Source organism: Clostridium sp. Cult1 (assembly GCF_021655095.1).
Taxonomy (GTDB): Bacteria; Bacillota; Clostridia; order Tissierellales; family Tepidimicrobiaceae; genus Schnuerera.
This window is the reverse complement of record NZ_PPXW01000001.1, coordinates 968166-983007: the sequence shown is the minus strand read 5'-3', so window position 1 is coordinate 983007 and position 14842 is coordinate 968166. Positions and strand designations below refer to the sequence as shown.

Below are 14842 nucleotides of genomic sequence, written 5' to 3'. Positions count from 1 at the left end.
GTTATTTAACGATTAATACTAAAGCTCTTTTTTAATAAACTCTAAGACTTTTTCTGCATGCCCCTTTGCTTTTATATTTCTAAATTCTTTTACCAATTCTCCTTCTTTGTCGAAGATAAAAGTAGACCTTTCTACTCCCATATACTCCCTTCCATACATCTTCTTAAGTTTCATAACTCCAAATAAATTATGTACTTCTTCTGTTGGATCACTTAAAAGAAGAAAAGGTAGATTTTGTTTTTCTCTAAACTTAGCATGAGATTTTAAACTATCCCTACTGATTCCTAATATAATAGTATCCATTTTTAGAAACTCATCATGTAAGTCCCGAAACTCGGTAGCTTCAGTAGTTCAACCGGCCGTATTATCCTTAGGATAAAAGTACAATACTATATTTTGTCCTTTAAAATCCTCTAAGGAAATATCCTTTCCATCAGTTTCCTTTAAAATAAAATTGTATTTTGACATAGTCACCCTCCTATAAGCGTAATATTTTCTTTAGTTCAAAAGCTACTCCAGATTCATTGTTATCCTTTTCCGTAATTACATTGGCTACTTTCTTTACTCCTTCACTGGCATTTTTCATTGCTATACCACATCCTGCATTTTTTATCATCTGAGCATCATTGTTATCATCTCCAATAGCAATGATTTCCCTTTCAGCTATTCCCTTTTCCTTAGCATATTCTGATAAACTTAACCATTTGCAACCTAACGGATTCATTATCTCTAATAAAGCTTCTGCTACTATTACATTTTCCATTACATGAGAATTAAATCTATTAGGATACTTTTCATTTATATGATAATGGAATCCTTTTAATTCTTCTTTACCTCCAGCATATACTACAGCTAATATTTTATCCTCCTCAATTTCCAAAAAATTTTCCACTTTTTTATATCTTTCTTCAGATTGAGCCACATAGTTATGGTATTTTTTATGATCTTTATCCATTTCAATTATTAGATCTATTCCTTTTTCAAATTGATCTACATGGATTATTGGATATAATCCTCTTTCTTTTCCTTCTTGAATTAATGTCTTAAAATCCTTTAAATCTAAATATTTTTTAATTATTATTTGATCATCTTTAGTGTCCCTGACTATATTGCCGTTATTAGCTAATATAACCATAGGCCTATTTATATCCTTTACTAATTGCTTAGCAGACCAATACCTTCTCCCCGTTGCAATAACAACTTCATAACCATTATCGATTATTTCTTTCATTAGTTTTAAATTGTCTTCAGGAATTATTTTATTGTCGTTTAATAAAGTGCCATCTAAATCTATGGCAATTAGCTTGTACATATTATTGATTTCACCTCTATTTTTAATACTTAGTTTAAGTATACCAAAGTTTACTCCAATTAAGAAGAAAAAATATAGGTTCCAAAGAACCTATATTTCATCATCCTCCTCATAATAATCATCTTCATCATCGTCATAATAATCGTATTCATCATCTAAATCTTCTACAAATAAAGTATAAAAGGCTTCAGATGCTATGTCTAATTCTTCATCATCTTCAATATTTACTAAATCTATACCATCTTCGTATTCCTCGTATCTATATAATAGTACTTGGTCATCGTCTACTGGTACTAATGCAATGTACTCATAATCATCTACCTCAAAGATTCCTATAACATTACATTCTATTTCTGTATCATCATCAAGGGTAAGATAGATTACATCCATCTCGTGATCACAATCACAGTGCTCATGGTCATGCTCGCAATTGCAATTTTCATCATGATTTTTATTCATATTAATTCTCCTTTCAAGAGGTTATTTAATTATATGCTAATGATATCTTATATTATTATAAAAGTATATAGTATTTTAAACTATTTTATTTCTTTTAATACATCTAATAGTAAATCATAGGTCCTTTGAGTTGATAATATGCTAAGTTTTTCTTCTGGTGTATGGACTCCATACATATTTGGCCCAAAAGAGATCATATCCATATCACTAAACTTTTCTGCAAATATAGCACATTCTAATCCAGCATGAATAGCAGCTACCTTTATATTTTCTCCATATTTAGCTTTATATACTCTTTTAAATATTTCCCTTATTTGCGAATTTTCATTATATTCCCAAGCAGGATAGGAGCCATAGGTTTCCCATTGGCCTTTAACTATATCTGCTACAGTTTTTATTTGGTCTCCAATACTCTTTTTTAATGTTCCTTTAGAACTTCTAATAGAGGATTCTATTGTAACTTCATTATCTGATATTCTAACAATCCCTAAATTATTCGAGCTTTCTACTAGCCCTTCCATATCCTGACTCATTGACTGAACTCCTGTTGGGATCAAAGTTAAAGCTGCAATCATCCTATTTAGACTATCTTCTGTTAACACCCTTTCCACTTTAATTTCAGTTTTTTGTGCAATGAGTTCAAACTTAGGATCGGAACTTTTCAATTCCTTCTTTATTCCTTCATCTAGAGCTTCTATAGCTTGTAAAAATATATTTTCATCTTTTTTATCCAATACTATAATTGCTGTTCCATTCATTGGTATTGCATTGGTCTTTGAACCACCTTCTATATGAGCTAGACGTATTTTACATTCATCTTTGACGAAAGCCAATATTCTAGCAATAATCTTGTTAGCATTACCCCTTCCTTTGTGAATTTCCATTCCTGAATGGCCACCTTGCAAGCCAGAAGTCTTTATAGAATAAACTAAATCATCTTTTAAAGGTTTAAAAGCTTCCCATTCTATAGGGATTCTCACTTTGCTCCTTTCTCCACCTGCACAGCTTACTAAAATAGTACCTTCTTCTTCTGAATCTATATTAATAAGTATCCTTCCATCAATATGTTTAGGATCTAATGCTTTAGCTCCATCCATTCCTGATTCTTCATTAGTTGTTATAAGTACTTCTAAAGGAGGATGAGGAATATCTTTAGATTCTAATAGGGCTAAAGCCATGGCTACAGCAATGCCATTATCTCCCCCTAGAGTAGTGCCATCTGCTTTGATAAAATCTTCTTCTACTATTAATTTAAGAGGATCTTTTGAAAAATCATGGTTTGAATTCTCTTCCTTTTCACATACCATGTCCATATGACCTTGTAACACCACAGTAGGGCTATTTTCATATCCTTTAGTACCTGGTTTTTTTATTATAATATTTAATGCCTCATCCTGAAGGGTTTCAAGTCCCTGATCTTCACCGAATTGTTTTAAATAATTGCTTATTTTTTCTTCATGGAAAGAACAACGAGGGATCTTCGATATTTCCTCAAAATAGAAAAATACTCTTTCTGGCTTTAAACCTTCTAATTGTCTTGACACAAAACCACCCTTTCTTTGATTATTTCATAGAGATTTGAATTACTATGACCAAATATATCCACATACCGAATAAATATTTTTTGACCATTTTTAATATGTTTAGTAGTTAGATTTATATATGAATTAATACTTAATCCATCATTATTCCTATAGTATTGCCATTTAAGACAAGGAGTATTACCATTATAATTTATATCTATACCAATAAAATCTAACAAAGATAAAGAGTCATTAGTTAATTTTTCTCTTAACATATTTTTATATTTATCTTTTATGGGAACTCTATTTAAATCTAATTCATATCTATCTAATTCTATATGTAATTCTTGGATACCTTCTTTATTATTTTTGATTTCTATTTCTTTTAAAAATAATTTACCTGATTTATCATGATTCTCATAGGCCTTATATATGTAATATGGTAATGCTTTATTTGCGATTAATCTTTTATTAATAGTCGTAGAAGATAAGGTACCTACATCTGCCATTATCCAATTTCTATTTAACCTTTCTGCTACCACCCCTGTAGTACCGCTACCAGCAAAAAAATCTGCTACAATAGAATCTTCCTTTGAAGATGTTAAGATTATCCTTTCCAATAATTTTTCTGGTTTTTGGGTATCGTAACCTACCCTTTCTTTAGATGTCCTTCCTACCATGTCTATTTGCCAAACATCTTTTAAATTCACTAAAGTATACCAACCTAAACCGTCTTCGTATTCTTTGACTCCTTTGAATCTATAGGGTTTAAATCCTCTGTTATAAGACTTTTCCTTTTGGGGATTGAATATATAGTCTTTCCCCTTAGTATATACTAAAATAGTATCATGCTTCCTTGAATAGTACTTTTGGCTAACTCCACCAGATTTATAAGCCCAAATAATCTCATTTAAAAAATTTTCCTCTCCAAATATTTGATCCATTAATACCTTCACATAATGAACCGTTCTATAATCTAAGTGGATATAGATAGTTCCTTGTTGGCTTAATAGTTCTTTCATCAAATATAGCCTAATACATAACATTTCTAAATAAGATTGAAGTCCATTTTCCCATATATCATCATAAGCAAAATACTCTATTACATCCTCTTTATTTCCATTGTTGATTAATATTCTTCCTTTAAATCTTGATTTGGTTAAAAAAGGTGGATCTATGTAAATCAAGTCTATTTTCTCACCATATCCTTTTTCCAATAGTCTTTTCATAACTGCCAAATTATCTCCTTGATAAAATTGATTGATCCAATCCTCTCTATATATAGGTTTCCTATTATCTAAATTAGGTATAACTTTTTCTATGTAAATAAATGGGTCTATAAAGGATTTGTTCAAAATACTTTCTGCTTTTCCCTTGCTATTATGGAGGATTTCATGTAATTTTTCTATTATGATAATATCCATCTCCTTTTACAATGTTTTAATTTAATTATACTACAGTTGATAAGATAAAAAAGATTTTATTAAATTATTTTAAATTCATTTTTACACTTACTTCTGGATTATTAAAAACGAGTCATTCTTGTAGGCTCCTTATCAACACCCTCCAGCCTTAGAATGACTCGTTTTACTCAAATTATATTGAACATGGACTATATCCACAGTCTTGGCATTCAGAGCATCCACCGCTATGGATCAATTTACCTCCACACATGGGACAAGTTTCAGGGTCTTCCTTTAATTGTTTCTCTACCAATTCTTCTAATTCCTTTTGTAATTTTTCTATTTTTTCTATATTAGTTAGATTGGATTTATTGGTAATAAGTATCCCTTCTCTAGCACAACCATCCCTATAAATTGTAATCCCTTTTAATCCCTTTTTCCATGCATTAATATACAGTTCTTCTACCTCTTCTACGGTAAATTCATTTGGTACATTAACTGTTGACGATATACTTGCATCTATATATTGTTGCCATGCTGCCTGCACTTCTATTCTATCCTTGTAATTTAAGGTTGAAGTAGTTACGAAGAAATCTGGTAAATCTTCTTCTCTTGAAATATTATTTCTATCCATGTATTCCTTTACTATAGGAGTAAATACCTTATAGTAGGTATCCTCATGATGTAAGGATTCAGATTTTCTAGTATATGAAATCTGGAATATTGGCTCTAGCCCATTACTACAACCTATTAAAGTAGATATACTTCCTGTAGGAGGTATAGTTAGAAGTTGGCTATTTCTAAGTCCATATTTTTTAATAAGTTCTAATACATCATCATTAGCATTGGAATTTAAAAATGGTGATCTTAATATAGCCTCTTCTCTATATCTTGGAAAAGGTCCTTGTTCTTTAGCTAATAATGCAGACTGTCTCAATGCTTCATTTATTAGAACTTTGCCAATCTCATGTATTTGCTCTATGGATTCTTGGCTACCATATCTAATGCCTAGTTTTATGAACATATCTGCAACCCCCATAATACCAAGGCCAATCTGTCTCAGCTCCCTTGCCATCTCCCTTTGTTGTGGCAATGGATGAAGTTCCATGTTTTCGTCTAATACTTCATTTAAGAAAATAATTCCTTCTCTTACCATCTCCCCAAATCTTTCATATTCAAATTTTGCTTTATTGGTGAAAGGATTTCTAACAAATTCGCTTAAATTAATAGAAGACAGATTACAACTTCCAAAGGCTGGTAAAGTTTCCTCTGCACATGGATTTACTCCAGCAAATTCAAAGGTCTCATCTTCGCTCATCAAATGCCATGAGTTTATTTTGTTGGTGAACAACATACCAGGTTCTGCCATATTCCAATTATTTTTTGCTAGCTTTCTAAATAGATCTCTTGCCCTTATGGTCTTTCTAATCTCTTCACCAGTAGCCTCTACTTTAAAATAAAGCTCATATTCTTTATCATTTACAACTGCATCCATGAATTCATCAGTAATATTTACAGAAATATTTGCGTATTTTACTTTGGTTAAGTCGTTCTTCACATCTATAAAATCTTCAATATCCGGATGATGGCAATCTAAATTAAGCATCAATGCCCCTCGTCTTCCCCTCATACCGATCAATCCAGTAACTAAAGAATAAAGATCCATAAAAGAAACGGCTCCTGTAGTAGTACTTGCAGCGTTATTTACCTTAGCACCTTTTGGTCTTAATTTTGAAAGAGTCAAACCTACACCGCCACCATAGGAATAAGTCCTTGCCATATATTTTGCTGTATCAAATATAGATTCAATATTATCTTCTACTTTTGGCATTACATAGCAATTTGATAATGTCATCTTTCTACCATGTTTATCTAGACCCCTTCCTGCTAATATCCTACCTGCAGGCATAAATTTTTTATCTTTAATAGCTTTTTTTATAAAGTTATTGCCACCACTTACTCTAGTTAAAAATTCATCAAAACTTTCATTGGCAAACCTGTATTTTTTTTCATATATATCCCTCTGTAAATCTGTCATAACCCAGCCATGTTTTCTAAGTCTTGCTCTTTCATCTCTATAAAGAATATACTTTTTTGCTACATCAGGTCTAACTTTCATCAATTGAATTTCAACAAAGTCCTGTATTTTTTCAATGTGTACCACATCTAAATTTCTGAAGGTATCATAAGCCTTATCTGATATCTGTTTGGCTATGTTCTCATCTATACCTATTTCTGTCTCAGCCATAGCTTTGCTAATGGCATTGACGATTTTATCTCCATCAAAATCTACAATCATACCATTCCTTTTCTCTACTTTTAACATAAAATCCCCCCGCATCAATATATTGTGTATTCGTTTGGTTTGTATACTATATATGCCCAATTTATCATAAGTTAAATCTTAAATCAAGCAATATTTTAACCCTATTTCTTTATTCTAACAAGAATATATTCCATCTAATGATCCTACTTTCATTTTTTACAATTTATCTATATAATATATTAAAGTAAGTAAATAATTTATGGGGGGATAAAAGATGAACAGATTGGGATCCTTAGTAGCTGATTTGCCAGAAGACGTAAACCGATTAATGGTATTCGGTGATTTTACAAAGGCTTTAGAGCTAATAGATCTATATATGACAAGAAATATTCCAAAAGTATTAAAAGACAGATTGATTTTTGAGAAAGATAGAATTAGAAGATTTAAGCAAGATTATATATATTCCTTCGATGAAGCCTTGTCTATTGCTCAAAAAGAAATTAAAGATTTTTCAAAAGAAGACTTGAAATCTTTAAAAGATGGTAGGTATGCAGATTGGATCTATATAGATGGTCAAGTTACTTTTCATAAACGATTTTTACAGAATTCCATTAGAGTACATCCTATTCTAAAGACCAGACTTATTAATCCAAAAGAAGATGACTCTAGCATACTAGATGAAACTATAGACGAAATTATAGATAAAGGGGAAGTTAAATACTTTATCCATGTTAAAACTGGTTTAAGATTAAAAAATGAATATTCTAGAATAGGCGAAAAAATAAGGGTTCACTTACCTATTCCACGAAATGCTCAACAGATAAAAAATATGAATATATTAAATACTTCTCATAATCCTAAAGCTATGGCCCATGAAAATCATCCTCAAAGGACTATCTATTTTGAAGAAATAGTAAAGGGCAAAGATGAATTTACTGTTGAATATTCCTATGAAAGTCATATTAAATACAATGACCTAATAGCCGATAATGTCTCTAAAAATCAACCTACATTTTATACAGAAGAATATCTGCCCCATATAAGATTTACACCTTTTTTAGTCGAATTAGCAAATGAGATAGTCGAAGAAGAAACTAATCCATTAATTAAAGCTAGAAAGATTTACGATTATATAACTCAAAATGTGCAGTATTCTTATGTTAGGCAGTATGCCGCTATAACTAATGTACCTGAATATGCTGCCTACAATCTTAAAGGGGATTGTGGTATTCAAGCAATGCTATTTATAACCCTTTGTAGGATAGTTGGAATCCCTGCTAGATGGCAATCTGGATTAGTAGTTAATCCTAATTATATAGGCTGCCATGATTGGGCGGAATTTTATATAGAGCCTTATGGATGGGTATTTGCTGATCCATCCTATGGTGGTGGAGCTTTAAGGAGAGGTAATGAAAATAGGTGGAACTTCTATTTCGGAAATCTAGATCCTTTCAGAATGGTTGCCAATTCTGAATTTCATTATAATTTCTATCCGGAAAAGAACTTTTTAAGACAAGATCCTTATGATAATCAAGAGGGAGAAATGGAATATCTAGATAGAGCTGTATTTTATGATGAGTATGAGGTTATACAGGAGATTGTTGAGGTAAGTAAAATGAAATAAATGTTTTGTAAAGCATAGGGAGCAAGGCAAACCTTGTTCTCTATTGAATCATTTAGATATATAAATGTATTAAAGGCATATTTGAAAAATTAGGTCTTATATATTCTTTGGTGATTAATTATATCATGTTTTATAAAATATGCATCGCAATATTGGATTGAGTCCTATGAAAATGTTCCTTACTTTTGTTTAGGTTCACGATATGTTTGGGAAAATAAGCCCTAACTTATAAAAGATTCGATTGAAGTATCCGACTAAAAGGAAAAAATCGTTTGGCCGTGTTTTTTAGCGATAGCGATCTCCACGGCCATTTTTACCTTGTGTCGAGATACTTCACGAATCTTTCATTGGAAATGCCATTCTTTATAAATATGCTGGAAACTGCCACTAAAGTTTAAGAACAAAACTAATATACATAAATTTACTACTACACATCATATAAAAATTATGACACATTATGCTGATTTAATCATAGACCTTTTCCATTTTTTTAACTTTAAATAAGGCTCTTGTGGTAAAATACCTATGATAATAAAACATATTGCCAACCCTTGTGAAAATCCTAAAAATAAATCAGGTACATTAAAAAAACGGCTTAAAATAATGTATATTGCTTGTGCAAAAAATCCTACAAATAGTTCTTTTCTCATATAAATACCTCCTTGTAATTAAATAACCGTTATGATACATTCATTTACTTATACTTCATTTAAATATTTTTCCAATCTATATATTCATTTAAAATATCTACAAATTTAATGAAATATTCTTTCTCCAGTTCAGTAAATCTTTCTTTTTCTGGACTGTCTAAGTCTAAGACTCCATATACACTATTATCTTTTATTATTGGAATAACTAGCTCAGAGTTAGAAGCCGAATCACAAGCAATGTGGCCTGGGAATTTGTGAACATCGGGAACTAGTTGAACCATTCTAGTTTTAACCGCCGTACCACATACACCTTTTCCTATTTCTATCCTGTTACAAGCAGGAAGCCCCTGAAAAGGTCCTAGTACTAATTCATCTTCTCTTAATATATAAAATCCTGCCCAATTTAGTCTATCAACACATGCCATAATAATACCAGTAGCATTGGATAAATTGGCTAAATCATCTTTTTCAGAGCTTAATTGTGATTTTAAAAGAAGATTCATATATTTTAATCTTTCTTCCTTATTCATGTTTTTAATAGGATCTAATTTAAACATAGTAATTTCTCCTTAATTTTCGATTATTGTAATTTCTTTGGCAGTTGCCTGAACTGGGTAGGATTCTGCCACAGATCCATCAAAAATAACTTCAACAATTAATCCTTCTTCTACAACCTCTATTTCTACTTCTTCATTTTCTTTCAAAATCTTAGTACCATTGGATATGGTAATTATAGCACTATCATATAAAGTGTCATCTTCTATTTCTCCTTCTACTAATATACTTTGAATTAATAAACCTTCCTCATCAGTATGAATCTCCTTTATTTCACCCCTTATATCAATGGTTTCTGCTGATTCTTTATTGCAGCCAGTAATAAATATAACAGTAGAAAATATTAATATTAATAAAAATATTCTTTTCATAATGGCCCCCTTGTCAAAATATATTAACTATATTTTATCAAAGTATTTGGGACTAAAGCAATCCCCTTTGTATCCTATTCCAGCCAAATAATCCTCCTGTATGGATGAATAATATATTCTGATGCTTATGAAATCTACCTTTTTTTATTTCATTAATCAATCCGTACATAGCTTTTCCAGTATATACTGGATCCAATATTATTCCTTCTAGCTTTGCAAAATAATGAATAAAACCTATCTCTTCAGGTTGACTTAGTGCATACCCTAAACCTGGATAACCATCGATTATATCTATTTCTTCTTTAGTTACAGAAATCTTCTTATCAGTATAGGTGGCAATTTCATCTAATAGATTTATAACAACATCTTGAAAATGTTCTTTTGTGTCACAGATATTAAACCCATAAATAGTAGCCCAATTATCATTTATGTGATTTCCATAATAAAGGCCTGCAAAGGTTCCGCCGGACCCTACTGTAACTACTATTGCGTCAAATTTAATACCCAGCTCTTTTTCCTGTTTTAAAATCTCATCCATGGTATTTACATAGCCTAGCGAACCTATTCCATTAGATGCTCCTTCGGGTATTACGTATGCTTTATGCCCCTTATTTTCTAGCTGTTCTCTTATATCTACCATTATTTTAGCTCTGTGATTTTTATATTCATCTGCTGTAATAAATTTTATATTAGCACCTAGCATTTTATCTAGAAAAAGATTCCCTTCTGTTTCCTCTTCTTCATTTCCTCTCAATACAAGATATGCTCCTAATCCTAATTTTGCAGCTACAGCAGCAGTGGCTCTAGCATGGTTCGATTGAATTCCACCACAGGTAATTAAATAATCACAATTTTTCTCTAAAGCTTCTCCAACTGAAAACTCCAACTTTCTTATTTTATTGCCTGAAACCTCTGTACCCGTTTGGTCATCTCTTTTAATAAAGATATTCTTCCCAAGTTTGTCACTTAGCCTATTTAATTTTTCAATCTTAGTAGGTAGATTGGCTATTCTTATCCTTTTTACCATATTGACACCTCCCTAATATACTATTCAGGAAACTTCAAATCCTTCTTAAACCCCTTTATTGCATCTTCTAGTAGTTCATAATCAACTATATACCCGAATTTATTGTTGCTCTTATCCATCCTTATCACTTTAGAAGTAAGAAAGTTGTTTAGATGATAGGATACAGTTGCACTGGATACTCCTAAAGACTTAGCTATTACTTTGGTAGAAGTTTCTCCTGCTGCAATTAGCTTTAATACTTCATATCTAGTTTTATCTCCAAGGTTTTTAAATATCTGCACTCTTTCTAAAGTTTTGTTCTCGTTTATCTCCTTCATCTTTTTAAATGCTTCTTCCATCCTTAATCCCCATACAGTATAATTTATCTTACTAGTAGTAGCTATTGTAAGAGCATAGGGAAATATCAAAGAGATTAATATATTCGTATTTTCGTCTAACACCTTTGTGTTTAAAATTGAATAGGTAATCTCTTCTAATCCTTCAGCACCTTTATCATTTAAAAAGTTCATTAGATACTCTCCATAATCCTCCACTTTATTTTCAAAGGGACTATAGATTTCATTAAAAATAGGCAATAATTCTTCCATTAGTCTGACATACATCTTTATATACTTTAAAGGCTCTTCAACTATTAGGAAGAAGTTCCACTTAGAACCTGCCTCTATAGGTAATTCCTTAATAAATTCAACCATGCTGTTATAATTTAAGCTAATTTCTTCTGCCTTTTTCATAGCTCCATCTAAATCATCAGGGTAATCATCGTTTATTAACATGATAGAAAAGATAATACTCCTTTTTATCTCATGTTCTTTTAAAGATAATAGCATATCCAAATATTCTTTTTCTTCTTCGTAACCAAATATTCCAGTAGCTCTAGAGATTATATCAATAAAATCATATTCACTTAAATACTCTTCCATATAGAATTTTTTTATTTCCTCTTTAAAAGGTTCTAATCTTTCTTTCACTTTGCTGACAAAGTTTAGATAATCATCTTCTAATATATCTCCATAATTTATATCCTCTTTTGTTTTGTCTAGCTCCTTCTTATAATAAATTAATCTTGGAAATTGTAAAAAATCATATAATTTACTTTCTTGTAAATAGAATTTAAACTTCATTTATTACATCTCCCTTTATTTCTTCTTTCTGTTCATCTACTTCCGTTAAAGCATTTTTATATTTTCTTATAGCAAAAATTAATATTATTCCGCTTATTGCCATTACATAACTTGGTGATATTATATCATAAAGATAACCGAAAAGCATTTGTCCTACTGGAATAAACACAGTAACCGCTAAATTAAATACGGTGGAAGTTCTGCCCATTAACTCAATAGGAGTTACCTGATTAAATATTGTACCCATGGCAATATTAGCTATTGTTGCAAATATCCCTACCATAAAAGAGATTATTAACATTAAAATATATGGTATTAAATTAGTATCCAACCTATCTAGTATAGTCTTAGAAGGTATTGGTGACATAATCAATATAAATAGTGCTATGGAAATGAAGCTTATATAACATAATTTGCCAACATTAATCTTCTTTATATAGTTTGCAGAAAATATAGGAGCCAAAAGCATAGAGGATGATAAGACCATTTGAAATATCCCAAATTGAAAGTCTGTTGCTCTTAATACTTCTTTAATAATAAATATTAACCCTATTGAAAAAATTGGTGCTATAACGAAGTTGATAATAGTCCCCAATGATATCATTGTAGATATAAATTTATTGCTTTTAATTATATTTATTCCTTCTAACAAATCCTTTTTAAAAGCTTTTATACTAATACTTTCCGGCTTTTTATGTTTTTCAGGTATGTTTATAAACATTTCGCTAATAGCAGATATCAGAAAGCTTAACGAATTAATTATCATTACTATCTTTAACCCGAAAGTTCCATAGACGACAGCACCAATTATAGGGGCTAATAATTGGCCAATATTCATAACTAAAGAATTGAATGAATTTGCATCTAACAATTCCTCTTTATCTACCATACTTGGAATAACAGCAGACATCGCTGAACCAAAAAATATTTCTGTGATTTCTAAGAGTATCACTAGAACATATATCATTGGTAAAGTCAAACTACCATTGAGTGTAAAAATCACCGCATATATGCCTATAATGATAAAATTTAATAGATCTAAAATTACTATACTCTTCTTTCTATCGAACCAATCTCCAAAAACTCCGGCTATTGGTGATAATAGCAATCTAGGAAGAATTGATATGGATAGAATTGATGCAAATATAGTTGCAGAACCCGTTAATGATAATACATATAGGGACAATGCAAATTGCTGCATATTGCTTCCCAATAAAGATACTAATTTCCCTAACATTAATAAAAAGAAATCCCTTTGTTTGATAAGTTTCATACTCATAATATAACCTCCATATTGTTTGTTGATTATATTATATTTATATATATATTTAATGTCAATATGATTATTTGATATTTATCTAATCCTATATAAAAATAATATATTTATCTCTAATATGATCTCCAATAAAAAAGAGCCGCTTTTAATATAGCGACCCAAAATTTATTCTATATCTCCTTTTAACCCAATTCCTTCTGCTACCTTTTGCATCCCTTTTATTGTTTCAGCTATTACCGTATTTAAATCCATGCCTAACATTTCCGCCCCTTTTTCTATAATCGATCTATCTACTCCTGCAGCAAAACTACTTTGTTTCCACTTTTTCTTTACAGATTTAGGCTTCATATCCAATACGCTTTTACTTGGTCTTACTAAAGCAGTTGCAGCTATTAACCCTGTTAATTCGTCTATAGTATATAATACCTTATCTATTGTTTCTATTGGTTCTACATCAGTACATATTTCCCATCCGTGGCTTATAATAGTCCTTATATATTCTTCTGGCCAGTTTCTCTCTTCTAGTATTTCTTTAGTCTTGATACAGTGTTGTTCTGGATACATTTCATAGTCCAAATCATGTATAAGACCTATTACAGCCCATTTTTCTATATCTTCTTCACCAAATAATTCTGCAAAGTGTACCATGACCCCTTCAACAGCTAAAGCATGTTTAATTAAGCTTTCATTTTTATTGTATTCTTTTAATAATTCAAAAGCCTCTTCCCTAGTCGGTATATATTCACTCATATTAAAAAACACCCCTTATATAAAGTTATTTAAAACAAATATAAGGCTTTTTTATCATAATGTCAAGGAAACTTGTAGCTATAAAATTTTCTTCTCTTCTCTTGTGTGAAAATATTTATCCGTGATAAATATTATAGCCAATGCAATAACTCCTAATAAAATATCAGCCATATTTACGCTACTTACTAACATTTTTCTAGCTATAGCATATAGTATCACTTGTAGTACTTTACCTGGTGTATGGCTTATTAACATTATGGCTAATTCCAAACCCACTACCAATAAAAGTGTATGGGACAAAAAACCTTGCAATATTTCATAGCTGGCATCTGCCTCTGTTGTAAATATAACTTTCCCTAATACTAACAAATCTTTTATGCTTAAAATAACAATCAAAATTATTAATAGTGCCAATAATACTTCGATAATAACGGTGAACTTTTCAATTAGCTTCTTAATATTATTTATCCTTCCTTCATGTTTGTTGCTCATATAAACCCTTCTT

At 30.7% G+C, this 14842-nt stretch carries 15 protein-coding genes; 1 reads left to right on the top strand and 14 read right to left on the bottom strand.

The features are described 5' to 3' along the window. Positions 1–18: 18 nt before the first annotated feature. The 6 genes from C3E89_RS04740 to C3E89_RS04715 form a co-directional block, all read right to left on the bottom strand. A complete protein-coding gene (locus tag C3E89_RS04740; protein ID WP_236911329.1) occupies positions 19–468 on the bottom strand; it encodes a peroxiredoxin in 450 nt (149 codons plus the stop codon). A gap of 10 nt (positions 469–478) precedes the next feature. After that, entirely contained in the window at positions 479–1312 is an 834-nt protein-coding gene (locus C3E89_RS04735; RefSeq protein WP_236911328.1) for a Cof-type HAD-IIB family hydrolase, read from the bottom strand. Positions 1313–1402: 90 nt separating this feature from the next. Beyond that, entirely contained in the window at positions 1403–1771 is a 369-nt protein-coding gene (locus C3E89_RS04730; protein ID WP_236911327.1) for a DUF1292 domain-containing protein, read from the bottom strand. A gap of 80 nt (positions 1772–1851) precedes the next feature. After that, on the bottom strand, positions 1852–3315 hold the full coding sequence (locus C3E89_RS04725) for an aminoacyl-histidine dipeptidase (RefSeq protein WP_236911326.1): 1464 nt from the start codon (positions 3313–3315) through the stop codon (positions 1852–1854). After that, entirely contained in the window at positions 3300–4718 is a 1419-nt protein-coding gene (locus C3E89_RS04720) for a DNA methyltransferase (RefSeq protein ID WP_236911325.1), read from the bottom strand. The genes C3E89_RS04725 and C3E89_RS04720 overlap by 16 nt, the downstream gene beginning before the upstream one ends. A 172-nt stretch (positions 4719–4890) precedes the next feature. After that, complete coding sequence (locus C3E89_RS04715; protein ID WP_236911324.1) at positions 4891–7023, bottom strand: adenosylcobalamin-dependent ribonucleoside-diphosphate reductase; 2133 nt, start codon at positions 7021–7023, stop codon at positions 4891–4893. Between the two features lie 214 nt (positions 7024–7237). On the opposite strand from C3E89_RS04715, the gene C3E89_RS04710 reads away from it, so the two are divergent. Beyond that, positions 7238–8587 carry a transglutaminase-like domain-containing protein gene (locus tag C3E89_RS04710; RefSeq protein ID WP_236911323.1) on the top strand — a complete coding sequence of 450 codons (1350 nt, stop codon included), beginning with the start codon at positions 7238–7240 and terminating at the stop codon, positions 8585–8587. A gap of 455 nt (positions 8588–9042) precedes the next feature. On the opposite strand, the gene C3E89_RS04705 is transcribed toward C3E89_RS04710, so the two are convergent. The 8 genes from C3E89_RS04705 to C3E89_RS04670 form a co-directional block, all read right to left on the bottom strand. Further along, positions 9043–9237, bottom strand: coding sequence for a hypothetical protein (locus tag C3E89_RS04705; protein ID WP_236911322.1), 195 nt, complete (start codon positions 9235–9237; stop codon positions 9043–9045). A gap of 59 nt (positions 9238–9296) precedes the next feature. Further along, positions 9297–9794: a GAF domain-containing protein gene (locus tag C3E89_RS04700; protein WP_236911321.1), complete on the bottom strand. Its 498-nt coding sequence runs from the start codon at positions 9792–9794 to the stop codon at positions 9297–9299. A gap of 12 nt (positions 9795–9806) precedes the next feature. After that, entirely contained in the window at positions 9807–10163 is a 357-nt protein-coding gene (locus C3E89_RS04695) for a DUF3221 domain-containing protein (protein ID WP_236911320.1), read from the bottom strand. A gap of 52 nt (positions 10164–10215) precedes the next feature. Continuing rightward, positions 10216–11190: a D-cysteine desulfhydrase family protein gene (locus C3E89_RS04690; protein ID WP_236911319.1), complete on the bottom strand. Its 975-nt coding sequence runs from the start codon at positions 11188–11190 to the stop codon at positions 10216–10218. 20 nt (positions 11191–11210) lie between these two features. Further along, positions 11211–12311: an ArsR/SmtB family transcription factor gene (locus C3E89_RS04685; protein WP_236911318.1), complete on the bottom strand. Its 1101-nt coding sequence runs from the start codon at positions 12309–12311 to the stop codon at positions 11211–11213. After that, a complete protein-coding gene (locus C3E89_RS04680; RefSeq protein WP_236911317.1) occupies positions 12301–13590 on the bottom strand; it encodes an MFS transporter in 1290 nt (429 codons plus the stop codon). Before C3E89_RS04680 ends, C3E89_RS04685 begins: the two co-directional genes overlap by 11 nt. Positions 13591–13752: 162 nt before the next feature. After that, on the bottom strand, positions 13753–14337 hold the full coding sequence (locus tag C3E89_RS04675; RefSeq protein ID WP_236911316.1) for an HDIG domain-containing metalloprotein: 585 nt from the start codon (positions 14335–14337) through the stop codon (positions 13753–13755). 78 nt (positions 14338–14415) lie between these two features. Next, positions 14416–14829 (bottom strand): hypothetical protein, encoded by a 414-nt coding sequence (locus tag C3E89_RS04670; RefSeq protein ID WP_236911315.1) that lies wholly within the window; start codon positions 14827–14829, stop codon positions 14416–14418. Positions 14830–14842 lie beyond the last annotated feature (13 nt).